The organism is uncultured Selenomonas sp. (assembly GCF_963528755.1).
Classification (GTDB): domain Bacteria; phylum Bacillota; class Negativicutes; order Selenomonadales; family Selenomonadaceae; genus Selenomonas.
The window spans coordinates 174,488-200,426 of sequence record NZ_CAURXA010000001.1; the positions used below are offsets into that span (position 1 = coordinate 174,488).

Here is a 25,939-nt window from a genome sequence, read left to right on the forward strand (position 1 = left end):
TGCAGGTCCTTTTTCTATCATACAGCATGAAGGCGGGTTTTTCCAGCGAATTTTCCTTAAAGGCTAAGTTTCAGCAGGATAAAGCGGTGCTCTTGCCGTATTATTTCATCATATAATGGAGGAGAAGCAGGAAGAGGAGGCGGACAAATGACGATACGGGAAAAACGTGAGGCGTTGGAGTATGAAATACTTTCCCCCCTTGCGGCGAAGAGCAGGGAGAGCCGGCGGCGAGCACCGATCGTACCGTGCCCTTTCCGCACGGACTTTCAGCGCGACCGCGACCGCATCCTGCACTCGAAAGCGTTCCGGCGTCTGAAGCGCAAGACGCAGGTTTACATCGTTTCGGGCGATCACTACCGTACGCGCATGACGCACAGTTTGGAGGTGTCGCAGATCGCCCGCACGATCGCGCGAGGACTTTGCCTCAACGAAGATTTGACGGAGGCGATCGCACTCGGTCACGACGTCGGTCATACGCCTTTTGGTCATGCGGGCGAGGCGGCGATGGCGGAGATCATCGGACACTTCGCGCACAACGAGCAGAGTCTGCGCGTCGTCGAGTATTTGGAGCGCGATGGCGCGGGTCTCAATCTGACCTTCGAGGTCAAGGACGGCATCGTCAACCACACGGGAAAGCACTTGCCGAAGACACTTGAAGGGCGCATTGTGCGCATTGCCGACCGCATCGCCTACCTTTGCCACGATTACGACGACAGTCTGCGCGCGGGTATGCTTGAGGCGGGCGATCTGCCGACGCTCGTTTACGCGAAGCTCGGGCATACGACGTCGGAGATGATCACGGGCATGGTCTCCGACCTCATTGTGCATTCAGAGAAGCGGGAGGACATTGCGCTCTCTCCTGCCATGCAGGAGGTCATGGATGCTTTTCGGGCCTTCATGTTCGAGCATATCTACCATTCGGAGCGGCTGGCGCGTGAGAGGAAGCAGGCGGTGTTCGTGCTGCGCGAGCTTTACGCGCACTACATGGAACATTTCGAGGAACTGCCCGAGGAGTTTCGTCGCTATGAAACGCGCTGGGGCAGGCAGCAGACCGTCGTCGACTATGTGGCGGGACTCAGTGACAACTATGCCGTGCATACGTTTGCACGCATCTTCATGCCGCCCGTCGGCTTTTCCGTGCCGGGCGATGCGTGATTTTCAGGACGGAACTTTTGTGGTTTTTCGTGCTTGTACCGCTGCAGCAGATTTCGGCAAAATTTTTTGGCGTAACGGAAAAAAAGAGGATATTTTCAATTTATAGGGAATATAAAATTTAGTGGAATTTGAGTGGATGTTCCGCGTGGCTCGTTCGTTTCAAGACGGTAGAAAAATCGCAGAAAATCAAGGAGAGGGAGCAGCGAAGGGTGAAAAAGCATGAGGAATGAGGCGATGGACGCCTTTGTCGAGCGCGTACGCGCAGATTCCGACATCGTTGCCGTCGTTTCCTCCTATGTTGCATTGAAGAAAAAAGGAAATCGTTATTGGGGCTGCTGCCCGTTTCACCACGAGAACACGCCGTCTTTTTCGGTAGTTCCCGAGCAGGGATTTTTTTATTGTTTCGGCTGTCACGTCGGAGGAAACGTATTCAAGTTCCTCTCGCTTATCGAGAACATCCCCTATTTCGAGGCAATCAAACTGCAGGCGGAAAAGCTCAATATTCCTTTGCCGCAAAGAGAGAGAAGTGCAGCGGAAATCGCGCGTGACAAGAAGGCGGAGGAACTTCGCCGCGTGCATGAGATGGCGCAGACCTTTTTTCACAACTGTCTGACCAAGACGCATTACGGCGAGGCGGCGAAGGCCTACCTCGCGGGGCGCGGCATCGGCGAGAGCGTCATCGAGGCTTTCGGCATCGGCTATGCGCCGCCCGCATGGGACAAGCTCGCCGTCGCCTTCGAGAGGCGCGGCGTGCCTGCTGCGCTCCTTGAAGAGAGCGGCTTGGCGGCGAAGCGGCAGAAGGGCGCGGGTCATTACGACCGCTTTCGCAATCGCGTGATCATCCCGATCCGCGACGCGCGAGGGCGCGTGGTGGCGTTCGGCGGACGCATCTTGGGAGACGGCGAGCCGAAATATCTGAACTCGCCCGAGACGCTGATCTTCAACAAGCGACGGCTGCTCTTTGGTCTCGATCGAGCGCATCGCGCCATCGCGCGCGCGGGATTCGCTATCGTCGTCGAGGGCTATATGGATGCGATTTCCGTTGCGGCTGCGGGCATAGAGAACGTCGTCGCCTCCCTCGGCACAGCTTTTACTGCAGAGCAGGCGAAGCTTCTGCTGCGCTATGCGCCGGAACTGCGCTTCTGCTATGACAGCGATGCTGCGGGACAGGAGGCGACGCTTCGCGCGCTTTCCGTCGCGCGCGCGGCGGGGGCGACGGTCAAGGTGCTGCGCGTGCCCGACGGCAAAGATCCCGACGAATACATCCGAAAACATGGCGAGGCGGCTTTTCGAAAACTCGTCGAAGCGGCGCTTCCCTTCATCGAATACCGCATGGTGCGCGTATTGGAGACGGCGGACAAGGAGAGCCTGCAGGGCAGGCTCGATACACTCGCGGCGCTTCTGCCCGTGCTCGCCGAGGTGAAAAGCCCTGCGGAACTTGATGGTTATATCGTGCGCACGGCGCGTGAACTGACGCTCGACGAAGGGCTCATACGCGCCGAGCTTGGCCGGGCGGCAGGATCTTCTGCGCCGCCCGCTGCCGTGCGAGAGATGACGCGGCGCGCCTTCGAAAAGGCGGACGATATCCTGCAGCGTGCAGGGCGGATCGTGCTTCGGACAGCGTGGCATGATCCGGCTGTCACGGAGCATATTGTCTCCCTCGTGCCGTTCGAGGCTTTTTCGACAGAGGAACAGTCAAAGGCACTCGCGTGGCTCTATGGACTTCATCTTGCGGGCGAGAGGCCGACGGATGCGCGTGCGCAGGCGGAGCTTTCCGAGGCGGTCGCGACGGAGATCAGTCGATCGCTTGCCGAGGACACGGGGACGATGGACGCGCTGGAGGCTTACGATGACTCCATGCGACGCTTGCGCAGGACGTATCTTGCGCAGCTCTTTGAGGAGCATACGCGGCGCGCTGATCGATGGGAAAAGGAAAATGATGCGCGGTTCTTGCAGGAATTAGCGCAGATTCAGCGAATAAAGAACGAAATGGAAGGGCTATGAGCAAAACAAAGGCATTTTCCCAAGCGGGCGTCCTTGCCCGACATGACGAAATGAGCAGCAGAAAGGAGGCGCGATTCCATGGCTGAGAAAGCGAACAAGACGGTTCTCGACGTGGAGAAGAAGCCGACGCAGAGCTCTGCCATCGTGTCGAGCCTTCTCACAAAAGGGCGGGGCAACGGCGGCGTGCTGACTTACGGTGAGCTGATGACGGCATTGCAGGAGCAGGAACTCACGCCGGATGAAATCGACGACCTTTATGAGACGTTCAGCAACAAGGGCATCGAGATTGTGGATGATTCGAACCGTGCACAAGCGGAGGTAGACGAGGACAAGGCTGAGGAAGAAGTGGATATCGATCTCAGTATTCCCGAGGGCATCAGCATCGACGATCCCGTGCGCATGTATCTGAAGGAGATCGGCCGCGTGCCTCTCCTTTCCGCAGATGAGGAAATCGCTCTTGCCAAGCGCATGGAAGCGGGCGACGAGGAAGCGCAGAAGGAATTGGCGGAGGCGAATCTGCGTCTGGTCGTGAGCATTGCCAAGCGCTATGTCGGCAGGGGCATGCTGTTTCTCGATCTCATACAGGAGGGGAATCTCGGCCTCATCAAGGCGGTCGAGAAGTTCGACTACAACAAGGGCTACAAGTTCAGTACCTATGCGACGTGGTGGATTCGGCAGGCGATCACGCGGGCTATCGCCGATCAGGCGCGTACGATCCGCATCCCCGTCCACATGGTCGAGACGATCAATAAGCTCATTCGCGTTTCACGCCAGCTCCTGCAGCAGCTTGGCCGGGAGCCGTCGCCCGAAGAAATCGCCGAGGCTATGGAGATCAGCGTGGAGCGCGTGCGCGAGATCATGAAGATTGCGCAGGAGCCGGTTTCCTTAGAGACGCCGATCGGCGAGGAAGAGGACTCCCATCTCGGCGACTTCATCGAGGATCAGGACGCGCCTGCGCCGGCGGAGGCCGCATCCTTCATGCTCCTCAAAGAGCAGCTCGAAGAAGTCCTCGACACGTTGACGGAGCGCGAGGAACGCGTCCTGCGCCTGCGTTTCGGTCTGGACGACGGCAGGGCGCGCACGCTTGAAGAGGTCGGACAGAACTTCGGCGTGACGCGCGAGCGCATCCGTCAGATCGAGGCGAAAGCTCTCCGGAAGCTGCGGCATCCGAGCCGCAGCCGCAAGCTCAAGGACTTTCTCGATTGATTGGATGCCGAAAAAGATGAAAAGGGGCGGTGACGGTGCCAGAACTCGATGAGCGTCTTGCGGCCGTCGCCGCTTTCGTGCCTTTGGGTGCACGCCTTGCCGATATCGGCACCGATCATGCGAAACTGCCGCTCGCCCTCGTCGTTGCGGGAAAGATTGCACACGCGATCGCCGTCGATGTGAACGAGGGGCCTTTTGAGGCGGCGCGGCGAGCCGTGCGGACGGCAGGGCTGGCGCGGACGGTCGAGGTGCGCCTCGGTGATGGTCTTGCGGCGCTTGCACCTGGCGAGGTCGACAGCGTCGCTGTCGCGGGCATGGGAGGCTCGCTGATCGCGCGCATCCTCACGGACGGTGCTGCCGTGCTGCAGACGCTGGAAACCCTCGTCCTGCAGCCGCAGAGCGATGCGGCGGAGCTTCGCACCTGGCTCTATGACAACGGCTGGCACATCGCGGAGGAAAGCCTTGTGCGTGCGGGCGGCAGGCTCTATGAGATCCTTCTGGCAAGGCGAGGGAAAAAGGAGAAGCCAGAGCCGATCCTCTTGGAGATCGGCCCTTGCCTTTGGCAGAAGAAGCCGCCGCTCTTGAAAGAACATATCGAGCAGCTGCTTTTTCGTGTGCGCCGTGCGAGAGAAGGCATGGGAAAGAGTGCGCGTGCAAGGGAAGGGGCGGCGTATCGTGCACTCGGAGAAAAGGCCGCTGCATTGGAGGAAAAGCTTATATGGTAAAGTTGCAAGACATTATGCAAGCGATGGAGCGCATCGCGCCGCGCCGCTTGGCAGAGGAATGGGACAACCCCGGACTCCTCGTCGGCTCGCCGCACGATGAAGTGAGGAAGATCCTCGTCGCGCTCGATGTGCGCGAGGAAACGGTGGAATGTGCAATCGAGGATGGCTGCGATCTGATCGTCGCGCACCATCCTCTTATTTTTCGCGGACTCAAGGCAGTGCGCACGGACGATGCGACGGGACGCAAGATCGCGCGTCTGATTAAGGCGGACATCGCTGTCTTTGCCGCGCACACGAACCTCGACAGTACGGTGGGCGGCGTCAATGATGTGCTCGCTGAAAAGTTGGAATTGAAGGGAGTTGTGCCGCTTGCCGAAGGCGCGGCAGACAGCGAGCCGGGTCTTGGGCGCATCGGCTCGCTTGATGCGGAATTTTCCCTGGATGATTTTGCTGCACGCGTCAAGGTGAAATTGGGGCTTTCGTCGATGCGCATTGTGCGTGCAGGCGCTCACAGGATTTCCCGTGTCGCCCTCTGCGGCGGCAGCGGTGCAGAGTTCATCGGCAGGGCGGCGGCCAAGGGCGCCGACGTCTATGTGACGGGCGATGTCAAGTATCACGATGCCGAACGCGCCATAGGTCTTGGGATCCATATTCTTGATGCCGGGCATTTCGCGACGGAGCAGCCGATCGTTGCCCGTCTTGCTGAACGGTTGAAGAAGGAACTTGGCGATGGTGTGGAAATTGTCGCTGAAACAAAATCTAGTGATTTTTTCAAGTTTATTAACTAGATATATGATAAATGGAGAAAATAGAATTAGTGTTCTCTTATAATAATTGTTTGCATGTGCCTCGAATCGTTTGACAAATCCTTGGGCAACTGGTATAATGGTCACGTTGTGAGTTTGCTGAGCATCCGGGCAATCGCGGGCGTTTCGCCTGAGGAAAGTCCGGGCTTCAGAGGGCAGCGTGCTGGATAACGTCCAGCGGGGGCAACCCTAGGGAAAGTGCCATAGAGACTTAGACCGCCGCATGGCATAAGCCGTGTTGGCAAGGGTGGAAAGGTGCGGTAAGAGCGCACCAGCAGTCAGGTGACTGGCTGGCTAGGCAAACCCCACGCGAAGCAAGACCGAATAGGGAAGGGATGAGGCGGCCCGCCGACCTTCCGGGTAGCGTCGCTTGAGCCGTCCGGCAACGGGCGGTCCAGATAAATGATTGCCACTGCCGTAAGGCAGCACAGAACCCGGCTTATAGGACGCCCAGCGAGCAAAACAACGAGGAGCTAATACGCATCAGCGAAGAAAAGCCGAATCCAGCTCAGGAGCGGGGGAACCATAGTTTTTGGGGTGAATGATGAGGCGGCAGAAGGACGGCAGGGATAAGGTTGCTCTCCAGTCGCGTCAAAAAGGGTGTTCTCTTCCCTAACCCGGCAGCTAACCTCGTAGGCGAAATCAGAGAGGGAGTGTCTATTTGAGTAGAGTAATGCGTATTTTCGTGCTGACCATGGTTTTGATGTGTGGGTTTTCTGTTGCGGGGGCTTCGGCTTTCCGAATCGGAGACCAGGGAAGCGATGTAGCGGAGATTCAGGGACGGTTGGCGAGCCTTGGATATGACGTGGCGGCGGACGGCGATTTCGGCCCCGCAACGGCAGAGGCGGTCAAGGCTTTCCAGAGTGCGCACGGCCTTGAGGCGGACGGCCTCGTCGGCTCGGCGACATACTCGGCGCTTCTCGGCAAAAACATGCCGGAAGTGAGCCGCGGTTCGAACTATATTTCACGCCGCATCATCTCGGATTCGATGCAGTATCTCGGTGTGCCGTATGTATTCGGCGGCACAACGCCGAGCGGTTTTGACTGCTCGGGCTATGTGCGTTATGTGTTCGCTAACGCCGGCATCTATCTGCCGCGCATGGCGGATGAGCAGTTCGAGGTGGGTACTCCCGTTTCGACTGATGAGCTTATTCCCGGCGATCTCGTGTTCTTCACGACGTACACTTATGGTGCATCGCATGTCGGCATCTATCTCGGTGACGGCAACTTCATCAACGCATCATCGAGCCGTGGCGTGGCGATTGATTCGCTTTACAGCTCGTACTGGGGGTCCTGCTACATCGGGGCTCGCAGGGTAATGTAATCTTTTTTGGGGGAGGCTGCAAGCCTCCTTCTTTTTTTTGTGCGCATAGATAGGATGTCCGGCGTCTCAGCTTATGAACTTGACAAATATCCTAGTCCTATGGTATTCTTTCTAGCAGAAGAGCAGTCTTTGGGGCGGGGTGGAAGTCCCCACCGGCGGTATAGCCCGCGAGCCTTTTGGCAGATTCGGTGTGATTCCGAAGCCGACAGTATAGTCTGGATGGGAAAAGACGTGCAAGTTGCGTTACGGAGACTGTGAAAAGAGTGTTCTTTTTGCGGTCTTTTTTTGTGCAAAAACTACACGCACAAACGTCCACTTTGTGGACATTGTGCGCCGCCCTTACAGGAGCCTAGCCAATCGGTCTGCGCCTTTGGCTTGACCTCTTGGGGCTTCATGGTAAGAACAGGAAGGAGGTGGAGAGATGCAGCAGGACGAGGACTTTATGCGCGAGGCGCTTCTGCTCGCTAAGAATGCCTTGGGGCGCACCTCGCCCAATCCGCTTGTCGGTGCCGTCATCGTGCGCGAGGGGCGCATTGTCGGCGCAGGCTGGCACCGCAAGGCGGGTACGCCGCACGCCGAGGTGCACGCGCTCGCCATGGCGGGCGATCTCGCGCACGGCGCGACTGCCTATGTGACGCTGGAGCCATGCTCGCACCACGGGCGCACGGGGCCATGTGCCGAGGCCTTGATCAAGGCAGGCGTCAAGCGCGTCGTCACCGCCATGCTCGACCCGAATCCGCTCGTCGCAGGGCGCGGCAAGGCGATGCTCGAAGCGGCGGGCGTCGAGGTGACGGTCGGTGTGCTCGCCGAAGAGGCGCGGCGGCTCAATGAAGCGTATCTCAAATGGGTGACAGAGAAACTGCCCTTCGTCACGCTCAAGACGGCGATGACGCTCGACGGTAAGATTGCGACGGCAGCGGGGAAATCGCAGTGGATCACGGGCGAAGCGGCGCGGCGGCGCGTGCATGAGATGCGCGACGTGGCGGACGCCATCGTCGTTGGCATCGGCACGGTGCTCGCCGACGATCCATCGTTGACGACGCGTCTGGCGGACGGTACGGGCAGGAATCCCGTGCGCGTCATCGTCGACAGCCGCGCGCGCACGCCGCTCGCAGCGAAGATCGTACAGGACGGTGCGGCGAAGACGCTCATCGCCGTGACATGCGCCGCGCCCGAGGAGCGTTGTGCAGCTTTGGAAGCGGCGGGCGTCGAGATCGTCCGTGCAGGCGAGGGTGAGCGTGTCGATCTTGACGCGCTTATGCGCCTGCTCGCGGCGCGCGACCTGACCTCTGTATTCGTTGAGGGCGGCGGCACGCTGAACTTTTCGCTCTTGGCGGCGGGGCTGGTCGACAAGATTCATGCCTTCATCGCGCCGAAGATTGTTGGCGGCAAGGAAGCTCTGACGCCCGTCGAGGGCGCGGGATTCGCCGAACTTGCCGATGCCGCACTTCTGACAAGACTGACGGTGGAGCAGGTCGGTGCGGACATCCTCCTCACGGGCTATGTGGCGAAGGGAGCGAGGTAGCCTTTGTTTACAGGAATCATTGAAGAGGTCGGCGCATTGGAGCGCCTTGCGGGCGGTGAGATTGCCATACGCGCTGAAAAGGTGCTCGAAGACGTCGCGCTCGGCGACAGCATCGCGGTCAACGGCATCTGCCTGACGGTCACGCACTTCGATGCGGCGCATTTCACGGCGGATGTCATGCCCGAGACGGTTCGGCGCACGTCGCTTGCAGAGCTGAAGCGCGGCAGCCGCGTGAACTTGGAGCGCGCCCTGACGCTTCGAAGCCGCCTTGGCGGTCACATCGTCAGCGGCCATATCGACGGTGTGGGCACGATCGCCGCCATGCAGGAGGAGGGAAATGCCATCCTCTTGACGGTACGCGCAGATGCCGACATCCTGCGCTACATTGTAGAAAAGGGTTCGGTCGCGCTCGACGGCATTAGCCTTACGGTGGCACGCGTGAGTGCGGCGGACTTCACGGTCAGCTTGATTCCGCATACGCGGGAGATCACGAATTTGCGCGAAAAGCGCAGCGGCAGCCGATTGAATATCGAGACGGATATCCTCGGCAAGTATGTGGAGAAACTTTTTCCGGGAGCGCGCATAAAGGGAGAAAGCGACGCGCCGAAGAGCGCGGGCAAAATAACGATGGATTTTCTGCGACAGCAGGGATTTTAAGGGAGTGCGGAAATTATTCGTACTTCCCAGAGATAAGGAGATGCAGTAATATGTCAGATTTTGCAACGGTGGAGCAGGCAATCGAGGATATCAAGTACGGCAGGATGGTCGTCGTCGTGGATGACGAAGATCGTGAGAACGAGGGCGATCTCATCGTCGCGGCGGCGACGGTCAAGCCTGAGGACATCAATTTCATGGCGAAGTACGCGAAGGGGCTGATCTGCACGCCGATCGACGGCAAGCGGCTCGATGAGCTGAATATCGGGCAGATGGTCGTGAACAACACGGACAATCACGAGACGGCGTTCACGGTTTCCATCGACGCCTACAATACGGATACGGGCATCTCGGCTTTCGAACGCTGCCAGACGATCAAGCTCTTGCTCGATCCGAAAGCGAGGCCATCGTCCTTCCGCCGTCCTGGTCATGTATTCCCGCTGCGTTCTGTCGAGGGCGGCGTGCTGCGGCGCACGGGCCACACGGAGGCGACAACGGATCTCGCACGCTTGGCAGGATTCTATCCCGCGGGGCTTTGCTGTGAGATCATGGCGGACGACGGGCACATGATGCGCACGCCCGAGTTGAAAGAATTTGCGAAAAAGCACGGACTCAACATCATCACGGTCAAATCGCTCATCGAGTACCGCAAGCGCACGGAGAGTTTCGTCAAGCAGGTTGCCGACGTCGACTTCCCGAGTCGTTACGGTCACTTCCGCATCAAGGCGTATGAGAGCACGCTCGACGGCAAGTGCCACATCGCTGTCATCAAGGGCGATGTCGCGGGCAAGAAGAACGTGCTCGTGCGCGTCCACTCCGAATGCCTGACGGGCGACGCGCTCGGCTCGCTGCGCTGCGACTGCGGCGACCAGCTCGCCATTGCCTTGAAGAATATCGAGAAGGAAGGCGAGGGCGTCGTGCTCTATATGCGCCAGGAGGGGCGCGGGATCGGCCTCGCGAACAAGATGCGCGCTTACGAACTGCAGGACAAAGGCGCGGATACCGTCGAGGCGAACGTCGAACTGGGCTTCGCGCCCGACCTCCGCGACTACGGCATTGGCGCACAGATCCTTTCCGATCTCGGCCTGACGAGCATCCGCCTCATGACGAACAATCCCGCCAAGCGCGCGGGACTTGAGGGATACAACCTCGAAATCGTTGAGCGCGTGCCGCTTGTCGTCAAGGCGAACAAGTTCGACAAGCGCTACTTGAGCGTCAAGAAAGTCAAGATGGGACACCTTTTGAACGATGAAGATCTGGGGAAATGATAATGACTTCGTGGTTTGAAGCATGGGAGAAAAATAATGGAAACAATTCTATTGGTGCTTCTTGAAGAATATGCTGATTGGGAAGCTGCGTATATCTCGTCGGGGGTTCACCTGCTTGGTCAAGGAAAATTTGAAATCAAGACGGTTTCGCTTTCGACACAAAGTGTGCGCTCCATCGGTGGACTTCAGACGATACCAGACTATACGATAGATACTGTGCCAGACGATTATGCGGCATTGCTTTTGATTGGAGGAATGCGGTGGCGTGAAGAATGCGCACGGAAACTGTTTCCTCTGGTAACGCATTGTTCGCAAAATGGCAGATTGTTAGGCGGTATTTGTGATGCAGTAGGATTTTTGGCTGCGGCGGGTGCTTTGAATGCTGTGAAGCACACGGGAAACAGTTTGTCTGAGCTGCAGTGGGGAGATTCGCAGTATAAAGGTGCGGTGCATTTTCAGTCCAAACAGGCGGTTTGTGACAAGAATACGGTTACAGCCAATGGTTCTGCACCGTTGGAATTTGCCCGAGAAGTCTTGCTCGCATTGCATGTTGCGGATGAGGCTCTGATCGAGGACTGGTATGCTCTACATAAATTAGGGTATTATAATACGGCTATGCGTAATCGTTTTACAGCGATAGAGCAGAATTAAGGAGAGATAATCATGGCAAAAACGATCGAAGGTTTTATTACAGGCAAGGGGCTTCATATCGGCATCGTGGCGGCGCGTTTCAATGAGTTCATCACGAGCAAGCTCTTGGGCGGTGCGCTCGATGCGTTGCATCGTCACGAGACGAAGGAGGATGACATCGACGTCGCCTGGGTGCCGGGCGCGTTCGAGATTCCGATTGTTGCCAAGAAGATGGCCGAGAGCGGCAAATACGATGCCGTGATTTGTCTCGGCGCGGTCATTCGCGGCGCGACGACGCATTATGATTATGTCTGCAATGAAGTGTCGAAGGGCGTCGCGCAGGTCGGGCTTTCGACGGGCGTGCCGACGCTCTTCGGCGTCCTGACGACGGAGAACATCGAGCAGGCGATCGAACGTGCGGGCACGAAGGCGGGCAACAAGGGAGCGGACTGCGCCCTGGCGGCGATGGAGCTTGCAAGCCTGCTGAAGAAGATCGGCTGAGGGGGCGAGGTCATGAAAATCGGCATCATCAGCGACACGCACGGCTGCGAGAAACGTTGGCAGCTTGCCTACGAGAAGCACTTTTCCGACGCCGACCTCATCATCCACGCGGGTGACGTGCTCTATCATGGCCCGCGCAATCCGATGCTCGAAGATTACAATCCCGCCAGGCTCGCCGACAAGATCAACGCGAGCGTGCCGCCCGTCCTTATTTGCCGCGGCAACTGCGATTCCGAGGTCGACCAGCTCGTGCTCAAGACGCCGATTCAGACGCCTTACGCCTACGCTTTTGCGGGCGGCAAGCGCATCGTCGCGACGCACGGGCATCTTATCGAGAGCGACGCCGCCAAGGATGAGGCGGCACGCACGATGTGCGCCGACGTCTTCATCACGGGGCATATCCACACGAACGTCCTCGAAAAGCGCGGTGCGACCGTGTTCGTCAATCCCGGCTCGCCGTCTCTGTCGAAGCGCGAGGACGGCAGGGCGACCATCGCTTTAATGACGGATGAAAAGATCACGATCCTCGACCTCGATATGGATGAAGTGCTGATGGAATTGAAATTTTGAAAGATGCGGCGCAGGAGAGGATGAAGTAAATGATCGGCGCTGTCGTCTATCGGCTGCGGGCAGAAGATACTGCCCATGTGCCAGTTTTTCACGGACGTTGGCTGCATGGGCTGTTCTTCAAGATTATGGAAGGATATTCGGCGGAGCTTTCCACCTATGTCCATGAGGCGCTTAACGTAAAGCCGTTCACCGTGTCGCTTCTCAAGTGGCGGCAGGAAAAAGACGAGGGCGGTTATCGCGCGATCGCCAGGGGCGAGAGCCTGAGCTGGCGCGTCACGGCGCTTCGGGAGGACGTATTGCAGGCAGCGCTCTATGTTCGCACGGGCGAGGTTCTGAAAGCGGGGAATTTGCCGCTTCGCGTCGAGAAAGTCAAGGCGGACGGCACAGAGGATTCGGGCGTCGTCGATGAGATGGAGCTTGTCGGCGCGGCGCTTGGCGCAGGGCGCATCACGGAACTTCGTCTGCGCTTCCTCTCGCCCGTCGCCTTTCGCCGCGACGATAAGGACTATCCGACGCCCGATCCCGTCTTCATCTTTTCGTCGCTTGCCGACAAGTGGCAGCAAGCCTCCATGCCCGTGGAGATGGATCGCGCCTGGGTTCGCGAGGCGGCGGCGAAGGCGCTTCTGGCAGAATGGCACGGCAGCTCGCGCCGCGTCTACTTCGGCGGCGACCGCGGCATGCTAGCGTTCTCGGGCAGGTTCAGCTACGATGTTACGGCTTTGAATGAAGAAGAGCAGCACGCACTCCTTCTTCTCGCCCAATTCGCCAACTTCTCCGGCGTCGGCAGACTTACGGGACAAGGATTCGGCGAGACGAGGGTTGTGTGTCGGTGAAAATGGTGAGCCGATCTCTCTTTCGAGCTCGGCTCATCATTTCATTTATGACACACGAGGCGCAGTGTACATAAAAATGCCGATAAAATAAAGTGTTGACATAGTTTTTCCCTTTTGTTAATATATATAGGTGCCTGACACTGAGCAGGAATCGTGCGTTGGGAGGGAAGCTGCATGACGTTGAAATCGCTGAGGGACGCGGAGCGGGTCATCGGGGTCAAGCAGGTCACGAAGGCCGTGCAGAAGAGCCGTGCGGACGCCGTTTTTTTGGCGGACGATGCGGATGAGCGCGTGACGCAGCCGCTTCTCGATCTCGCGAGTGAGATCGGCGTGCAAGTCGTGCATGTCCCCACGATGCAGGAGCTTGGAAAGGCTTGCTCCATCGAGGTCGGCGCCGCTGCGGCGGCCGTACTCAAGAGCGATGCCTCAGGTCGGTAAATGCTTCGCCTGCCGCAAGGCGAGCGGCTCAAGGAGCTGCGGCGGAGTAATTATAAATAATAAATTCTCAATATGAAGGAAGGAGGTGCATCAAATGCCTACAATTAATCAGCTGGTTCGCAAGAGCCGCAAGAGCATGCAGGAGAAATCGAATGCACCGGCACTGAAGAATTGCCCGCAGAAGCGCGGCGTCTGCACGAGGGTCTACACGACGACCCCGAAGAAGCCGAACTCGGCTCTCCGTAAGGTCGCCCGTGTTCGCTTGACGAACAGCATCGAGGTGACGGCATACATTCCCGGTATTGGCCATAATCTGCAGGAGCATAGCGTTGTCTTGATCCGCGGCGGCCGTGTCAAGGATCTGCCTGGTGTCCGCTACCACATCATCCGTGGTTCGCTGGATACGGCAGGTGTTCAGGATCGCGGTCAGGCGAGGTCGAAGTACGGCGCGAAGCGCGCGAAGAAGAAGTGAGACGCTTTTTCTGAGAAGAGATTATAGCCAGGAGGGGTAAGTATGCCAAGAAAAGGTGCCGTACCCAGACGTGACGTGTTGCCGGATCCGGTATACAAGTCCAAGACGGTTACAAAATTTATCAACAAGGTGATGCTCTCGGGCAAGAAGAGTGTTGCCGAGCGCGTCGTTTACGATGCGTTTGAGACGATTCGTGCCAAGACGGGCAAGGATCCTCTGGAGGTTTTCGAGACGGCGCTGAAGAATGTCATGCCGGTTCTCGAGGTGCGCGCGCGCCGTGTCGGCGGTGCGAATTATCAGGTGCCGGTCGAGGTCCGTCCCGATCGCCGCATGACGCTCGGCATTCGCTGGCTTGTGAACTACGCGAGGCTGCGCGGCGAGAAGACCATGGATGAGAGGCTTTCGGGCGAGCTCATGGACGCAGCGAACAATACGGGCGCGGCGATCAAGAAAAAAGAAGATACGCATAAGATGGCTGAGGCTAATAAGGCATTCGCTCATTATCGTTGGTAATCCCAAGCAGTATCTCAACTAGTTAAGGAGCGATAATAAGTGGCAAGAGAGTTTTCTCTGGAAAAAACTCGCAATATCGGCATCATGGCTCACATCGATGCCGGAAAGACAACGACGACAGAGCGTATCCTCTTCTATACGGGCATTACACATAAGATCGGTGAGGTTCATGATGGCGCTGCCACGATGGACTGGATGGCGCAGGAACAAGAGCGCGGCATCACGATCACGTCGGCTGCGACGACCTGCCATTGGAAGAATCATCGCATTAACATCATTGATACGCCCGGTCACGTTGACTTCACAGTCGAGGTGGAGCGCTCGCTGCGCGTTCTCGATGGCGCTGTTGCCGTCCTGACGGCCAGAGGCGGCGTCGAGCCTCAGACGGAGACGGTCTGGCGTCAGGCGGAGAAGTACAATGTCCCGCGCATGGCTTATGTCAACAAGATGGACATCACGGGCGCGGACTTCTTTAACGTCATCAAGATGATGCAGGAGCGCCTGCAGGCAAATCCGGTGGCAATCCAGCTGCCGATCGGCTCGGAGGATACGTTCTCCGGCATCGTCGATCTCATCAAGATGGAAGCGATCATCTATGAGGACGACCTTGGAAAGGTCGCCGATGAGGTGGCGATTCCCGATGATATGAAGGATATCGCCGACGAATACCGCGACAAGCTCCTCGAAGCCGTCGCCGAAGAGGATGACGACCTCATGGAGAAGTACCTCGGCGGTGAGGAAATCTCGGAAGATGAGATCCGTAAGGCCATCCGCAAGGCGACGATCGCCTGCAAGATGACGCCGGTGACATGCGGCTCTTCGTACCGCAACCGCGGCGTACAGCCGATGCTCGATGCGATCGTCGACTTCATGCCCGCACCGATCGACATCCCTGCGATCAAGGGTGTCAACCCTGATACGGGCGAAGAGGATCATCGCGATTCGACGGACGACGGCCCCTTTGCGGCGCTCGCGTTCAAGATCATGGCCGATCCTTACGTCGGCAAGCTCGCGTTTTTCCGCGTCTACTCGGGCACGCTTTCTTCCGGCTCTTATGTCTTCAATTCGACGAAGGGCAAGAAGGAGCGCATCGGCCGCATCCTGCAGATGCACGCGAATCACCGTGCCGAGCTTGATACGGTCTACAGCGGTGACATCGCTGCTGCCGTCGGCTTGAAGGACACGACGACGGGCGACACGCTGTGCGATGAGTCGAAACCGATCATTCTTGAGTCGATGGAGTTCCCCGACCCGGTCATTTCGGTCGCGGTCGAGCCGAAGACGAAGAACGATCAGGAGAAGATGGGCATCGCCTTGCAGAAGTTGGCGGAAGAAGATCCGACGTTCCGTGTGCGCACGGATCAGGAGACGGGTCAGACGATCATCTCGGGCATGGGCGAGCTTCATTTGGAAATCATCGTTGACCGCATGCTGCGTGAATTCAAGGTCGACTGCAATGTCGGCAATCCGCAGGTTGCGTACCGCGAAACGATCCGCAAGTCTGCAAAGGCGGAAGGCAAGTTTGTCCGTCAGTCGGGCGGTCATGGCCAGTATGGTCATTGCTGGCTCGAGCTCACGCCGCAGGAGCCGGGCGAAGGCTTCACATTCGAGAACAAGATTGTCGGCGGTGTCATTCCGAAGGAGTTCATCAACCCGATCGAGAACGGCGTGCGCGAGGCTATGGACAACGGCGTCATCGCGGGCTATCCGATGGTCGACGTCAAGGTCACGGTCTACGACGGTTCGTACCACGAGGTCGACTCTTCGGAAATGGCGTTCAAGATCGCCGGCTCAATGGCGTTCAGGAATGGTGCTGAGAAGGCGAATCCGGTGCTCCTCGAGCCTTATGTAAAGGTCGAGGTCATTGTGCCGGAAGAGTATATGGGCGATGTCATGGGCGACATCAATTCACGCCGTGGCCGCATCGAGGGCATGGAAGCGAGAAACGGCGCCCAGGTCATCAATGCGTTCGTTCCGCTGTCCGAGATGTTCGGATATTCGACGGATCTGCGCTCCAAGACACAGGGTCGAGGGAACTACTCCATGGAAGTTTCTTACTATGATGAAGTTCCTAAGAATATAGCCGAGGCTATCATCGCCAAGAACAAGGGCGAGTAACGAGGGAGGAAAAAACAATATGGCAAAGCAGAAGTTTGAGAGAACCAAGCCGCATGTCAACATCGGTACGATCGGCCACGTCGATCACGGCAAGACGACGCTGACGGCAGCAATCACGAAGGTTCTGTCCAAGAAGGGCATGGCTCAGTTCGAGGACTACGCGGACATCGACAAGGCTCCGGAGGAGAGGGAGCGCGGCATCACGATCAACACGGCGCATGTCGAGTACGAGACGGACAAGCGTCATTATGCGCACGTCGATTGCCCGGGCCACGCCGACTACGTTAAGAACATGATCACGGGCGCTGCTCAGATGGACGGCGCGATCCTCGTCGTCAGCGCCGCCGACGGCCCGATGCCGCAGACGCGCGAGCACATCCTCTTGGCCCGCCAGGTCGGCGTTCCGGCGATCGTCGTCTTCCTCAACAAGGTTGACCAGGTTGATGATCCTGAACTTCTTGAGCTTGTCGAGATGGAAGTCCGCGACCTCCTCACGGCTTATGAGTTCCCTGGCGACGATATTCCGGTCATTGCAGGTTCTGCGCTCAAGGCTCTTGAGGACGATGCGGAGCAGGAGAAGAAGATTCTCGAGCTCATGGATGCTGTCGATGAGTACATTCCGACGCCGACGCGCGATACGGAGAAGCCCTTCCTCATGCCGGTTGAGGATGTCTTCACGATCACGGGCCGCGGCACGGTCGCAACGGGCCGCGTCGAGCGCGGTGAGCTGAAGCTCAACGATACGGTTGAGATCGTCGGTCTCGAAGATGAGACGAAGCAGACGGTTGTTACGGGCATCGAGATGTTCCGCAAGATGCTCGACACGGCTGTCGCCGGCGACAACATCGGCGCTCTTTTGCGCGGTGTCGATCGCAAGGACATCGTCCGCGGCCAGGTTCTCGCGAAGCCCGGCTCGATTAACCCGCACACGAAGTTCAAGGCTCAGGTCTACGTCCTCAAGAAGGAAGAGGGCGGCCGTCATACGCCGTTCTTCACGAACTATCGTCCTCAGTTCTACTTCCGCACGACGGATGTCACGGGCGTTGTCCGCCTGCCCGAGGGCACGGAGATGGTCATGCCTGGCGATAATGTCGAGATGGAAGTTGAGCTCATCACGCCGATTGCCATCGAGAAGGGTCTGCGCTTCGCGATCCGCGAGGGCGGCCATACGGTCGGCGCCGGCCGCGTGACGGAGATCGAGGGCTAAAGCAAAGGTTTCCAACATCATAAAGGCTTTTATAAGGGCTGCGGTCTCGCAGCCCTTTATAAAGGCTTTGTGTATTTATCTCATTTCTGGAATCACTGACAAGTTCAGCGCTTCCTTATTGCTCCCATGCGATGACGCGGCAGATGGCTCGGCAGAGCCGAGGGAACTGCTGCGGAGAAATGTTTGGGCCATGGAGTCCGGACGACAAGGAGGAAAAAACATTGTCGAAACAGCAGAAAATCCGTATTCGTTTGAAGGCCTACGATCACAAGGCTCTCGACCAGAGCGCGGTTAAGATTGTCGATACCGCGAAGAGGACGGGTGCTCGTGTGTCGGGTCCGATTCCGCTCCCCACGGAGAAGAACATCTACACGATCCTGCGCTCCCCGCACGTCAACAAGGATTCGCGCGAGCAGTTCGAGATGCGCACGCACAAGCGCCTCATCGACATCCTCGATCCTTCCAACAAGACGGTGGACGCACTGATGCGCCTTGACCTGCCGGCCGGGGTGGACATCGAGATCAAGCTGTAAGGGGAGGTGGAATTTATGTCGAAAGCTATTTTGGGAAGAAAACTTGGCATGACGCAGATCTTTACGGAAGAGGGCACTGTCGTCCCTGTCACGGTTGTCGAGTCAGGTAACAATGTTGTCATCATGAACAAGACCGTGGAGAACGACGGCTACAACGCCGTCCAGATCGGCTTCGGCGAAGTCAAGGAGAAGAGGGTTACGAAGCCTCTGAAAGGTCACTTCGCCAAGGCGGGAGTCGCGCCTGTGCGCTTCATCCGCGAGATGCGTCTTACTGATGCTTCGGAATATAACGTCGGTGACACCATCGGCGTTGACATATTTGCTGCCGGCGACCTCGTCGATGTGACGGGCACCTCGAAGGGTAAAGGTTTCGCTGGTACGATCAAGCGCCACAACTTCGCGCGCGGCCCCATGGGTCACGGTTCGAAGTCGCACAGAGAACCCGGCTCGACGGGTGCGATGATCAGCGGTCATGGCGGCCGCGTCTTGAAGGGTAAGAAGCTTCCTGGCCAGATGGGTCATGCGAGGGTCACGGTGCAGCGTCTTTCCGTCGTCCGTGTGGACGCGGAGCGCAACCTCATCCTCATCAAGGGCGCAATCCCGGGCCCGAAGAAGGGTCTTGTCGTGGTTCGTGCCACGGTCAAGCCGGACAAGCCGAAAAAGGCGGAAAAATAATCTGGAAGGAGGATTGCTAACTTATGCCAAAAGTAGCAGTTTATAATAGCGCAAACCAGCAGGTTGGCGATATCGAATTGAATGACAGCGTCTTCGGCGTGGAGATGAATGCCGGCCTCGTGCATCAGGCCGTCGTCATGCAGCTCGCATCGCGCCGTCTCGGCACGCATGCGACGAAGACGCGCGGCCTCGTGAGGGGCGGCGGCAGAAAGCCGTGGAGACAGAAGGGCACGGGTCGTGCAAGAAGCGGCTCGACGCGCTCGCCGCTGTGGGTCGGCGGCGGCACGGTCTTCGGCCCGCAGCCGCGCTCGTATGCTTTCCGCATGCCGAAGAAGCAGCGCCGCCTCGCGATCAAGTGTGCGCTCTCGGACAAGGTGGCGAGCGGTGATTTCATCGTCCTCGACGACCTTCAGTTCGATGCCCCGAAGACGAAGAGCGTCGTCAAGATGCTCGGCGATTTCGGCGTCGATGCGAAGAGCCTCATCATCACGCTCGATGAGAACGAGAACGTCGAGCTTTCTTCGCGCAACATCCCCGGCGTCAAGGCGATCAACACGATGGGCCTCAACGTCTACGACATCCTGAACCACACGAAGCTCTTCATCACGAAGGCTGCGATAGAAAAGATTGAGGAGGTGCTCGCATAATGGACGCACGCGATATCCTCATCCGCCCGCTGATCACAGAGAAAAGCACCCAGCTCATGGAGGAAGGCAAGTATGTCTTCGTCGTCGCCAAGAAAGCGAACAAGATCGAGATCGCCAAGGCGGTCGCTGAGGTCTTCAACGTGAAGGTCGCAAACGTGAACACGGTCAACGTCAGCGGCAAGATGAAGCGCATGGGTCGCTTCGTCGGCAAGCGCTCGGACTACAAGAAGGCGATTGTGAAGCTCGCTCCGGGCGAGACGATCGAGTTCTTCCAGGCATAAAATCGAGCAAAGGAGGTAAAAAGAAGTGGCAATCAAAAGTTTCAAACCTTATTCCGCAGGCCGCAGGTTCATGACGGTCGCGTCGTTTGACGAAATTACGACGGACAAGCCGGAGAAATCCCTCGTCGAGAGCCTTAAGAGCCATGGCGGACGCAATCAGCAGGGCCGCATGACGGTTCGCCATCAGGGCGGCGGTCACAAGCGCCGCTACCGCATCATCGACTTCAAGCGCACGAAGGATGGCATCCCTGCCCGCGTCGCGACGATCGAGTACGATCCGAACCGCAGCGCACGCATCGCTCTTCTGAACTACGCGGATGGCGAGAAGCGCTACATCCTCGCGCCGAACGGTCTCAAGGTCGGCGACAAGGTGGAATCGGGCGCAGAGGCTGACATCAAGGTCGGCAACGCGCTTCCCATCAAGAACATCCCCGTCGGCACGATGATCCACAACATCGAGCTGAAGATCGGCAAGGGCGCACAGCTTGCAAGAAGTGCCGGCAGCGCCGTCCAGCTCATGGCGAAAGAGAACGACTATGCGCTCCTGCGCCTTCCCTCGGGCGAGCTTCGCAAGGTGCACATCAACTGCCGCGCGACGATCGGCCAGGTCGGCAACCTCGAGCATGAGAACATCACGATCGGCAAGGCGGGGCGCAACCGCTGGCTCGGGAAGCGCCCGGAGAACCGCGGCGTAGCGATGAACCCGAACGACCATCCGCACGGCGGCGGCGAAGGGCGCAGCCCGGTCGGCCGCAAGCATCCGGTCACGAAGTGGGGCAAGTGCGCGATGGGCGCCAAGACGCGCCGCAAGAAGGCGTCGGACAAGCTCATCGTGCGTGGCCGCAAGTAATTCGTGGGGGAAGGCAGCTCAGGCTGCCTGAGCGGAAGGAGGATATATTTTGTCGAGATCAGTCAAGAAGGGACCTTTCGTACAAGAAAGTCTCGTGAAGAAAATTGACGCGCTCAATGCGGCGAACGACAAGAAGGTCGTGAAGACGTGGTCGAGAAGTTCCACGATCCTGCCGGATTTCGTGGGTCACACGATCGCCGTGCACGACGGCCGCAAGCACGTTCCTGTATATGTGACGGAAGATATGGTCGGACACAAGCTCGGAGAGTTCGCTCCGACGCGCACGTTCAAGGGCCATGCCGGCGAAGAGCGCAAGACTTCGCTGAGATAAGAGCGAAAGGAGGCATTTCCCCTTTGGAAGCAAAAGCTACAGCCAAGTATGTACGGATTGCGCCGCGCAAGGTGCGTGTCGTCATGGATCTCATCCGTGGCAAGAACATCGCCGAAGCTTTCGCAATCTTGAAGTTCACGCCGAAAATCGGTGCGGACGTCATAGAGAAGGTATTGAAATCCGCCGTTTCCAATGCCGAGAACAACTTCGACATGAATGTCGACAAGCTCTACATCAAGACGGCTTATGTCGATCAGGGCCCGACACTCAAGCGCATCCACCCGCGTTCGCGTGGGCAGGCGTTCAAGATTTTGAAGCGCACGTCCCACGTCACCGTCGCCGTGGAAGAAAGATGAGGAGGAGGGAAAAGGTTTGGGTCAGAAAGTAAATCCGAACGGCATCCGCATCGGCATCGTCAAGGATTGGGATGCAAAATGGTACGCAGATAAGGACTTTGCAGACAACCTGCATGAAGATATTAAGATCCGCAAGTATTTGAAAGACAGCCTCGGTGCTGCCGGCGTCTCGAAGATCGAGACGGAGCGCTCGAAGAACCGTCTGAAGCTCACGATCCATACGGCGAAGCCCGGCATGGTCATCGGCCGCGGCGGCTCGGGCATCGAGCAGATCAAGGAAGGCCTCAAGGGCAAGACGGAAAAGACGGTCGACATCAACATCTCCGAGATCCGTCAGCCCGATCTCGACGCGACGCTCGTCGCCGAGAACATCGCGCAGCAGCTTGAGCGCCGCATCGCGTTCCGCCGCGCCATGAAGCAGTCGGTCGGCCGCACGATGCGCCTTGGCGCCAAGGGCATCAAGGTCAAGGTTTCGGGTCGCTTGGGCGGCGCGGAAATCGCCCGAAGCGAGGCGTATCGCGAGGGCAGCATTCCGCTGCACACGCTGCGCGCCGACATCGACTACGGCACGGCGGAAGCCCGCACGACGTACGGACGCATCGGTGTCAAGGTCTGGATCTTCAAGGGCGAAATCCTTCCAGAGAAGAAGCAGTCCAAGAGGGCTGCCGCTGAAGGGAGCGAAGCTTAATGTTATTACCGAAGAGAGTCAAATACCGTAAGCAGTTCCGCGGCCGCATGAAGGGCAAGGCACATCGCGGCAACACGGTCAGCCACGGTGAGTTCGGCCTTGTGGCTCTGGAGCCGGCTTGGATCACGAATCGTCAGATCGAAGCCGCCCGTATCGCCATGACGCGTTACATCAAGCGCGGCGGCAAGGTCTGGATCAAGATTTTCCCCGACAAGCCGGTCACGGCGAAGCCGGCCGAGACCCGTATGGGCAGCGGCAAGGGCTCGCCCGAGTACTGGGTGTGCGTCGTCAAGCCCGGTCGTGTGCTCTTCGAGATGGACGGCGTGTCGAAGGAAGTCGCCATGGAGGCCATGCGCCTTGCAGGCCACAAGCTGCCGATCCGCACGAAGTTCGTCACGCGCGAGGAGTCACTGAAAGCAGCAGAGGGCGGTGAAGTAAATGAAGGTTAATGAGATACGCGACTTGAATGCCGGGGAGCTTGTTGAAAAGCTCGCTTCGCTCAAACAGGAGCTGTTTAACCTCCGTTTCCAGCACGCTACCGGCCAGCTGGAGAATCCGATGCGTATCAAGGAAGTCAAGAAATCGATCGCGCGCGTCAAGACGGTGCAGCGCGAGCTTGAGAATCAGGACGTTTGCTTGGCGAAGAATTGATTGATATGCAGAGGAAGGAGGCTCTTTGATGAGTGAGAGAAATGAACGCAAGACGAGAGTCGGCAAGGTCGTAAGCGACAAGATGGACAAGACCGTCGTCGTCGCCGTTGTCGACATTGAGCAGCACAAGCTCTATAAGAAGGCCGTCAAGAAGACGGTGAAGTTCCAAGCGCACGACGAGAACAACGAGGCGCATGTCGGCGATACGGTGGCTCTGATGGAGACCCGCCCGCTCTCGAAGCACAAGCGCTGGAGAGTCGTGAAAATCGTCGAGAGAGCGAAATAATTTCGCTGCGATCTCGAAAGGGAGGTTCATACATTGATTCAACAGCAGACCATGCTGAATGTTGGCGACAATACGGGCGCGAAAGAGATCATGTGCATCCGCGTGCTCGGCGGCTCGTACCGCAAGTATGCCAACATCGGTGATGTTATCGTGGCTGCCGTCAAGGCAGCAGCCCCCGGCGGCACGGTCAAGAAGGGCGATGTCGTCAAGGCTGTCGTCGTCCGAAGCGTCAAGGGCATCCGTCGTCCGGACGGCTCTTTTATCCGCTTCGACGAGAACGCCGCCGTGCTCATCAAGGAAGACAAGACGCCGAGAGGAACCCGTATTTTTGGCCCCGTGGCCAGGGAGCTGCGCGAGAAGGATTTCATGAAGATCGTTTCCTTGGCTCCTGAAGTTCTTTGATAGGAGGCGCTATTTTGTCACAGGTGAAACTGCACGTAAAGAAAGGCGACACGGTCGTCGTCCTCGCAGGCAAGGACAAGGGCAAAGAGGGCAAGATCGTCGAGGCTCTGCCGAAGAAGGGCAAGGTCGTCGTCGAGGGCGTGAACAAGGTGAAGCGCCATACGAAGCCGAGCCAGAAGTACCCGCAGGGCGGCATCATCCAGAAGGAAGCCCCTCTGAACGCCTGCAAGGTCATGCTCGTATGCCCGGCCTGCAAGAAGGCGACGCGCACGGGCAAGAAGGAAGTCAACGGCAAGATGGTTCGCGCCTGCAAGAAGTGCGGCGAAGTCATCGACCAGACGAAATAATTGAGGAAGGAGGAGCACGGTTTGGATAGATTACAGGAAAAGTACAAGAACGAAGTTGTGCCTGAGCTCACGAAGAAGTTTGGCTACAAGAACATCATGCAGCTTCCAAAGATCGAGAAGGTCATCATCAACATGGGCGTCGGCGAAGCCGTCGGCAATCCCAAGGCTCTCGACTCCGCCGTCAATGATCTGACGATCATTGCGGGACAGAAGCCCATCCTGACGCGCGCGAAGAAGTCGCTTGCCGCCTGGAAGCTCAGGGAAGGCATGCCGATCGGCACGAAGGTCACGCTGCGCGGCACACGCATGTACCAGTTCCTCGACAAGTTCATCAACGTCGCCCTGCCGCGCGTCCGCGACTTCCGCGGCGTGAGCAGCACGGCTTTTGACGGCCGCGGCAATTATGCGGTCGGCCTCAAGGAGCAGCTCATCTTCCCCGAGATCGAGTACGACAAGATTGACAAGCTGCGCGGCATGAACATCGTCATCGTCACGACAGCAGAAAAAGATGAAGAGGCGCGCGAGCTCTTGAAGCTCATGGGCATGCCCTTCAAGGCTTGAAGAAGGAGGTATGAACTGTGGCTAAGAAATCGATGATCGAAAAGTGGAGCCAGCAGCCGAAGTTCAAGGTGCGCCAGCACAACCGCTGCAAGATCTGCGGTCGTCCGCATGGCTACATGAGGAAGTTCGACATGTGCCGCATCTGCTTCCGCGAGCAGAGCTACAACGGCGCCATTCCCGGCGTGACGAAAGCCAGCTGGTAAACTACACGCACAAACGTCCACTTCGTGGACATTATGCGTCGCCCTTACAGAAGCCTAACCAATCGGTCTGCGCCTATGGCTTGACCTCTTGGGGCTTCATGGCAAAAAAAATTCGCTTTTGAGCGAAAGGAAAGGAAGCCGTTCCGCATCTTTTGCGCGGCGTCTTCCTCGAAACATATGAAAGGGAGGATATCGGTTCCATGGTAATGACTGATCCTATTGCAGATATGCTGACGCGCGTTCGCAACGCGAACTCCGTCTACCACTCCAAGGTGGAGATTCCCGCCTCCAAGATCAAGAAGGCAATCGCCGAGGTCTTGAAGGAAGAGGGTTTCATCAAGGATTACACCTTCACGGCAGACTCGAAGCAGGGCATGCTGACGGTTTTCCTCAAGTACGGCCCCGCACGCGAGAAGGTCATCACGGGCATCAAGCGCATCTCGAAGCCCGGTCTTCGCGCTTATGCGAAGCACGATGAACTGCCGCGCGTCCTCGGCGGACTCGGCATCGCCATCATCTCCACATCGAAGGGGATCATGAGCGACAAGGAAGCCCGCAAGGCCGGCCTTGGCGGCGAAGTCGTCGCCTATGTCTGGTAAACGTCTGGAGGTGAAAAGATGTCGAGAATTGGCAGAGCACCGATTGAGATTCCCACTGGCGTAACCGTCAAGATCGAGGAAGTCAACAAGGTGACAGTAAAGGGTCCGAAGGGCGAGCTTTTCCGCGAGCTTCATCCGGACATGAAGATCGCGGTCGAGGGCAATGTCCTCACAGTCACGCGCCCGTCGGACGACAAGGAGCACCGCTCCCTGCACGGTCTTACGCGCACGCTCATCAACAACATGGTCATCGGCGTGACGGAAGGCTTCAAGAAGACGCTCGAAATCAATGGCGTCGGCTACCGTGCCGCGAAGCAGGGCAAGAATCTGAACCTTTCCTTGGGTTTTTCCCATCCCGTCATTGTCGAGCCGCCCGCAGGCATTACGCTTGACGCGCCCAGCGCGACGAGCATCGTCGTTTCGGGCATCGACAAGGAAGCTGTCGGCGCCATCGCTGCAAAGATCCGCAGCTATCGTCTGCCTGAACCGTACAAGGGCAAGGGCATCAAGTACGAGGGCGAGCACATCCGCCGCAAGGTCGGTAAGGCCGGCGCCAAGGCGAAGAAATAAGGCAGCTTAA

The 25,939-nt window shown here is 58.0% G+C and carries 35 protein-coding genes, 1 other RNA gene and 2 riboswitches; all 36 genes read left to right on the plus strand.

The window, feature by feature from the left end; translation table 11 throughout:
• Positions 1-147 precede the first annotated feature (147 nt).
• The gene (locus RWS31_RS00795) at positions 148-1,155 is read left to right on the plus strand and encodes a deoxyguanosinetriphosphate triphosphohydrolase (RefSeq protein ID WP_314595335.1); all 1,008 of its coding nucleotides are present in this window, start codon (positions 148-150) and stop codon (positions 1,153-1,155) included.
• A gap of 219 nt (positions 1,156-1,374) precedes the next feature.
• Positions 1,375-3,159 carry a DNA primase gene (dnaG, locus tag RWS31_RS00800; protein ID WP_314595336.1) on the plus strand — a complete coding sequence of 595 codons (1,785 nt, stop codon included), beginning with the start codon at positions 1,375-1,377 and terminating at the stop codon, positions 3,157-3,159.
• Between the two features lie 78 nt (positions 3,160-3,237).
• Positions 3,238-4,365, plus strand: a complete 1,128-nt coding sequence (gene rpoD / locus RWS31_RS00805; RefSeq protein ID WP_009645128.1) for an RNA polymerase sigma factor RpoD — start codon at positions 3,238-3,240, stop codon at positions 4,363-4,365.
• 29 nt (positions 4,366-4,394) lie between these two features.
• A complete protein-coding gene (locus tag RWS31_RS00810) occupies positions 4,395-5,090 on the plus strand; it encodes a class I SAM-dependent methyltransferase (RefSeq protein WP_314595338.1) in 696 nt (231 codons plus the stop codon).
• A complete protein-coding gene (locus RWS31_RS00815) occupies positions 5,084-5,878 on the plus strand; it encodes a Nif3-like dinuclear metal center hexameric protein (protein WP_314595339.1) in 795 nt (264 codons plus the stop codon). Before RWS31_RS00810 ends, RWS31_RS00815 begins: the two co-directional genes overlap by 7 nt.
• Positions 5,879-5,995: 117 nt before the next feature.
• Positions 5,996-6,354, plus strand: an RNA gene (gene rnpB / locus RWS31_RS00820) — RNase P RNA component class A.
• Between the two features lie 27 nt (positions 6,355-6,381).
• Positions 6,382-6,551: riboswitch (cyclic di-AMP (ydaO/yuaA leader) on the plus strand.
• A gap of 18 nt (positions 6,552-6,569) precedes the next feature.
• Positions 6,570-7,220 (plus strand): C40 family peptidase, encoded by a 651-nt coding sequence (locus RWS31_RS00825; RefSeq protein WP_399553723.1) that lies wholly within the window; start codon positions 6,570-6,572, stop codon positions 7,218-7,220.
• A gap of 121 nt (positions 7,221-7,341) precedes the next feature.
• A riboswitch (FMN riboswitch) is annotated at positions 7,342-7,455 on the plus strand.
• A gap of 186 nt (positions 7,456-7,641) precedes the next feature.
• Positions 7,642-8,745 (plus strand): bifunctional diaminohydroxyphosphoribosylaminopyrimidine deaminase/5-amino-6-(5-phosphoribosylamino)uracil reductase RibD, encoded by a 1,104-nt coding sequence (gene ribD, locus RWS31_RS00830; RefSeq protein ID WP_314595343.1) that lies wholly within the window; start codon positions 7,642-7,644, stop codon positions 8,743-8,745.
• Positions 8,746-8,748: 3 nt separating this feature from the next.
• Positions 8,749-9,402, plus strand: a complete 654-nt coding sequence (locus tag RWS31_RS00835) for a riboflavin synthase (RefSeq protein WP_314595344.1) — start codon at positions 8,749-8,751, stop codon at positions 9,400-9,402.
• Positions 9,403-9,452: 50 nt separating this feature from the next.
• Positions 9,453-10,667 carry a bifunctional 3,4-dihydroxy-2-butanone-4-phosphate synthase/GTP cyclohydrolase II gene (locus RWS31_RS00840; protein ID WP_314595346.1) on the plus strand — a complete coding sequence of 405 codons (1,215 nt, stop codon included), beginning with the start codon at positions 9,453-9,455 and terminating at the stop codon, positions 10,665-10,667.
• A 36-nt stretch (positions 10,668-10,703) separates the two neighbouring features.
• Positions 10,704-11,318, plus strand: a complete 615-nt coding sequence (locus RWS31_RS00845; RefSeq protein WP_314595348.1) for a DJ-1/PfpI family protein — start codon at positions 10,704-10,706, stop codon at positions 11,316-11,318.
• A gap of 12 nt (positions 11,319-11,330) precedes the next feature.
• Positions 11,331-11,798 (plus strand): 6,7-dimethyl-8-ribityllumazine synthase, encoded by a 468-nt coding sequence (gene ribE, locus RWS31_RS00850; RefSeq protein ID WP_009645130.1) that lies wholly within the window; start codon positions 11,331-11,333, stop codon positions 11,796-11,798.
• Positions 11,799-11,810: 12 nt separating this feature from the next.
• Positions 11,811-12,368, plus strand: coding sequence for a phosphodiesterase (gene yfcE, locus RWS31_RS00855; protein WP_314595350.1), 558 nt, complete (start codon positions 11,811-11,813; stop codon positions 12,366-12,368).
• A 29-nt stretch (positions 12,369-12,397) separates the two neighbouring features.
• Positions 12,398-13,201, plus strand: a complete 804-nt coding sequence (gene cas6, locus RWS31_RS00860) for a CRISPR-associated endoribonuclease Cas6 (protein ID WP_314595352.1) — start codon at positions 12,398-12,400, stop codon at positions 13,199-13,201.
• Between the two features lie 174 nt (positions 13,202-13,375).
• Positions 13,376-13,639 (plus strand): ribosomal L7Ae/L30e/S12e/Gadd45 family protein, encoded by a 264-nt coding sequence (locus RWS31_RS00865; RefSeq protein ID WP_314595355.1) that lies wholly within the window; start codon positions 13,376-13,378, stop codon positions 13,637-13,639.
• 94 nt (positions 13,640-13,733) lie between these two features.
• Entirely contained in the window at positions 13,734-14,111 is a 378-nt protein-coding gene (gene rpsL, locus RWS31_RS00870; RefSeq protein WP_006191709.1) for a 30S ribosomal protein S12, read from the plus strand.
• 42 nt (positions 14,112-14,153) lie between these two features.
• Positions 14,154-14,624 carry a 30S ribosomal protein S7 gene (gene rpsG, locus RWS31_RS00875; protein WP_006191712.1) on the plus strand — a complete coding sequence of 157 codons (471 nt, stop codon included), beginning with the start codon at positions 14,154-14,156 and terminating at the stop codon, positions 14,622-14,624.
• A 39-nt stretch (positions 14,625-14,663) separates the two neighbouring features.
• Positions 14,664-16,742 carry an elongation factor G gene (gene fusA / locus RWS31_RS00880; RefSeq protein WP_314595358.1) on the plus strand — a complete coding sequence of 693 codons (2,079 nt, stop codon included), beginning with the start codon at positions 14,664-14,666 and terminating at the stop codon, positions 16,740-16,742.
• 19 nt (positions 16,743-16,761) lie between these two features.
• Positions 16,762-17,949, plus strand: coding sequence for an elongation factor Tu (tuf, locus tag RWS31_RS00885; RefSeq protein WP_314595359.1), 1,188 nt, complete (start codon positions 16,762-16,764; stop codon positions 17,947-17,949).
• Positions 17,950-18,128: 179 nt separating this feature from the next.
• A complete protein-coding gene (gene rpsJ / locus RWS31_RS00890) occupies positions 18,129-18,482 on the plus strand; it encodes a 30S ribosomal protein S10 (protein WP_006191717.1) in 354 nt (117 codons plus the stop codon).
• Between the two features lie 15 nt (positions 18,483-18,497).
• Positions 18,498-19,157, plus strand: a complete 660-nt coding sequence (gene rplC / locus RWS31_RS00895; protein ID WP_006191718.1) for a 50S ribosomal protein L3 — start codon at positions 18,498-18,500, stop codon at positions 19,155-19,157.
• A gap of 23 nt (positions 19,158-19,180) precedes the next feature.
• Positions 19,181-19,804 (plus strand): 50S ribosomal protein L4, encoded by a 624-nt coding sequence (rplD, locus tag RWS31_RS00900; protein WP_006191719.1) that lies wholly within the window; start codon positions 19,181-19,183, stop codon positions 19,802-19,804.
• Complete coding sequence (rplW, locus tag RWS31_RS00905) at positions 19,804-20,085, plus strand: 50S ribosomal protein L23 (RefSeq protein ID WP_009645115.1); 282 nt, start codon at positions 19,804-19,806, stop codon at positions 20,083-20,085. The genes rplD and rplW overlap by 1 nt, the downstream gene beginning before the upstream one ends.
• 25 nt (positions 20,086-20,110) lie before the next feature.
• A complete protein-coding gene (gene rplB / locus RWS31_RS00910) occupies positions 20,111-20,935 on the plus strand; it encodes a 50S ribosomal protein L2 (protein WP_009645099.1) in 825 nt (274 codons plus the stop codon).
• A 49-nt stretch (positions 20,936-20,984) separates the two neighbouring features.
• On the plus strand, positions 20,985-21,266 hold the full coding sequence (gene rpsS / locus RWS31_RS00915) for a 30S ribosomal protein S19 (protein WP_009645084.1): 282 nt from the start codon (positions 20,985-20,987) through the stop codon (positions 21,264-21,266).
• Positions 21,267-21,289: 23 nt separating this feature from the next.
• The gene (rplV, locus tag RWS31_RS00920) at positions 21,290-21,622 is read left to right on the plus strand and encodes a 50S ribosomal protein L22 (protein WP_009645138.1); all 333 of its coding nucleotides are present in this window, start codon (positions 21,290-21,292) and stop codon (positions 21,620-21,622) included.
• 16 nt (positions 21,623-21,638) lie between these two features.
• Complete coding sequence (rpsC, locus tag RWS31_RS00925; RefSeq protein WP_006191728.1) at positions 21,639-22,310, plus strand: 30S ribosomal protein S3; 672 nt, start codon at positions 21,639-21,641, stop codon at positions 22,308-22,310.
• Complete coding sequence (gene rplP, locus RWS31_RS00930) at positions 22,310-22,759, plus strand: 50S ribosomal protein L16 (protein WP_009645139.1); 450 nt, start codon at positions 22,310-22,312, stop codon at positions 22,757-22,759. Before rpsC ends, rplP begins: the two co-directional genes overlap by 1 nt.
• Positions 22,749-22,961, plus strand: coding sequence for a 50S ribosomal protein L29 (gene rpmC / locus RWS31_RS00935; RefSeq protein WP_006191731.1), 213 nt, complete (start codon positions 22,749-22,751; stop codon positions 22,959-22,961). The genes rplP and rpmC overlap by 11 nt, the downstream gene beginning before the upstream one ends.
• 28 nt (positions 22,962-22,989) lie before the next feature.
• Positions 22,990-23,247, plus strand: coding sequence for a 30S ribosomal protein S17 (rpsQ, locus tag RWS31_RS00940; protein WP_006191734.1), 258 nt, complete (start codon positions 22,990-22,992; stop codon positions 23,245-23,247).
• A 51-nt stretch (positions 23,248-23,298) separates the two neighbouring features.
• A complete protein-coding gene (gene rplN, locus RWS31_RS00945) occupies positions 23,299-23,649 on the plus strand; it encodes a 50S ribosomal protein L14 (RefSeq protein WP_006191735.1) in 351 nt (116 codons plus the stop codon).
• Between the two features lie 14 nt (positions 23,650-23,663).
• Complete coding sequence (gene rplX, locus RWS31_RS00950; RefSeq protein WP_009645091.1) at positions 23,664-23,996, plus strand: 50S ribosomal protein L24; 333 nt, start codon at positions 23,664-23,666, stop codon at positions 23,994-23,996.
• A 21-nt stretch (positions 23,997-24,017) separates the two neighbouring features.
• Complete coding sequence (rplE, locus tag RWS31_RS00955; RefSeq protein ID WP_009645131.1) at positions 24,018-24,557, plus strand: 50S ribosomal protein L5; 540 nt, start codon at positions 24,018-24,020, stop codon at positions 24,555-24,557.
• 17 nt (positions 24,558-24,574) lie between these two features.
• The gene (locus RWS31_RS00960) at positions 24,575-24,760 is read left to right on the plus strand and encodes a type Z 30S ribosomal protein S14 (protein ID WP_009645105.1); all 186 of its coding nucleotides are present in this window, start codon (positions 24,575-24,577) and stop codon (positions 24,758-24,760) included.
• A 200-nt stretch (positions 24,761-24,960) separates the two neighbouring features.
• The gene (gene rpsH / locus RWS31_RS00965) at positions 24,961-25,359 is read left to right on the plus strand and encodes a 30S ribosomal protein S8 (protein ID WP_009645148.1); all 399 of its coding nucleotides are present in this window, start codon (positions 24,961-24,963) and stop codon (positions 25,357-25,359) included.
• 18 nt (positions 25,360-25,377) lie between these two features.
• Positions 25,378-25,929: a 50S ribosomal protein L6 gene (rplF, locus tag RWS31_RS00970; protein WP_314595366.1), complete on the plus strand. Its 552-nt coding sequence runs from the start codon at positions 25,378-25,380 to the stop codon at positions 25,927-25,929.
• Positions 25,930-25,939 lie beyond the last annotated feature (10 nt).

Excerpts from the sequence above, each read along its gene's own strand:
- RWS31_RS00795 (WP_314595335.1), top strand. The coding sequence starts at position 148 with ATGACGATACGGGAAAAACGTGAGGCGTTGGAGTATGAAATACTTTCC.
- dnaG (WP_314595336.1), top strand. The coding sequence starts at position 1,375 with ATGAGGAATGAGGCGATGGACGCCTTTGTCGAGCGCGTACGCGCAGAT.
- rpoD (WP_009645128.1), top strand. The coding sequence starts at position 3,238 with ATGGCTGAGAAAGCGAACAAGACGGTTCTCGACGTGGAGAAGAAGCCG.
- RWS31_RS00815 (WP_314595339.1), top strand. The coding sequence starts at position 5,084 with ATGGTAAAGTTGCAAGACATTATGCAAGCGATGGAGCGCATCGCGCCG.
- RWS31_RS00825 (WP_399553723.1), top strand. The coding sequence starts at position 6,570 with ATGCGTATTTTCGTGCTGACCATGGTTTTGATGTGTGGGTTTTCTGTT.
- ribD (WP_314595343.1), top strand. The coding sequence starts at position 7,642 with ATGCAGCAGGACGAGGACTTTATGCGCGAGGCGCTTCTGCTCGCTAAG.
- RWS31_RS00840 (WP_314595346.1), top strand. The coding sequence starts at position 9,453 with ATGTCAGATTTTGCAACGGTGGAGCAGGCAATCGAGGATATCAAGTAC.
- RWS31_RS00845 (WP_314595348.1), top strand. The coding sequence starts at position 10,704 with ATGGAAACAATTCTATTGGTGCTTCTTGAAGAATATGCTGATTGGGAA.
- ribE (WP_009645130.1), top strand. The coding sequence starts at position 11,331 with ATGGCAAAAACGATCGAAGGTTTTATTACAGGCAAGGGGCTTCATATC.
- yfcE (WP_314595350.1), top strand. The coding sequence starts at position 11,811 with ATGAAAATCGGCATCATCAGCGACACGCACGGCTGCGAGAAACGTTGG.
- cas6 (WP_314595352.1), top strand. The coding sequence starts at position 12,398 with ATGATCGGCGCTGTCGTCTATCGGCTGCGGGCAGAAGATACTGCCCAT.
- RWS31_RS00865 (WP_314595355.1), top strand. The coding sequence starts at position 13,376 with ATGACGTTGAAATCGCTGAGGGACGCGGAGCGGGTCATCGGGGTCAAG.
- rpsL (WP_006191709.1), top strand. The coding sequence starts at position 13,734 with ATGCCTACAATTAATCAGCTGGTTCGCAAGAGCCGCAAGAGCATGCAG.
- rpsG (WP_006191712.1), top strand. The coding sequence starts at position 14,154 with ATGCCAAGAAAAGGTGCCGTACCCAGACGTGACGTGTTGCCGGATCCG.
- tuf (WP_314595359.1), top strand. The coding sequence starts at position 16,762 with ATGGCAAAGCAGAAGTTTGAGAGAACCAAGCCGCATGTCAACATCGGT.
- rpsJ (WP_006191717.1), top strand. The coding sequence starts at position 18,129 with ATGTTTGGGCCATGGAGTCCGGACGACAAGGAGGAAAAAACATTGTCG.
- rplC (WP_006191718.1), top strand. The coding sequence starts at position 18,498 with ATGTCGAAAGCTATTTTGGGAAGAAAACTTGGCATGACGCAGATCTTT.
- rplD (WP_006191719.1), top strand. The coding sequence starts at position 19,181 with ATGCCAAAAGTAGCAGTTTATAATAGCGCAAACCAGCAGGTTGGCGAT.
- rplW (WP_009645115.1), top strand. The coding sequence starts at position 19,804 with ATGGACGCACGCGATATCCTCATCCGCCCGCTGATCACAGAGAAAAGC.
- rplP (WP_009645139.1), top strand. The coding sequence starts at position 22,310 with ATGTTATTACCGAAGAGAGTCAAATACCGTAAGCAGTTCCGCGGCCGC.
- rpmC (WP_006191731.1), top strand. The coding sequence starts at position 22,749 with ATGAAGGTTAATGAGATACGCGACTTGAATGCCGGGGAGCTTGTTGAA.
- rpsQ (WP_006191734.1), top strand. The coding sequence starts at position 22,990 with ATGAGTGAGAGAAATGAACGCAAGACGAGAGTCGGCAAGGTCGTAAGC.
- rplN (WP_006191735.1), top strand. The coding sequence starts at position 23,299 with ATGCTGAATGTTGGCGACAATACGGGCGCGAAAGAGATCATGTGCATC.
- rpsH (WP_009645148.1), top strand. The coding sequence starts at position 24,961 with ATGGTAATGACTGATCCTATTGCAGATATGCTGACGCGCGTTCGCAAC.
- rplF (WP_314595366.1), top strand. The coding sequence starts at position 25,378 with ATGTCGAGAATTGGCAGAGCACCGATTGAGATTCCCACTGGCGTAACC.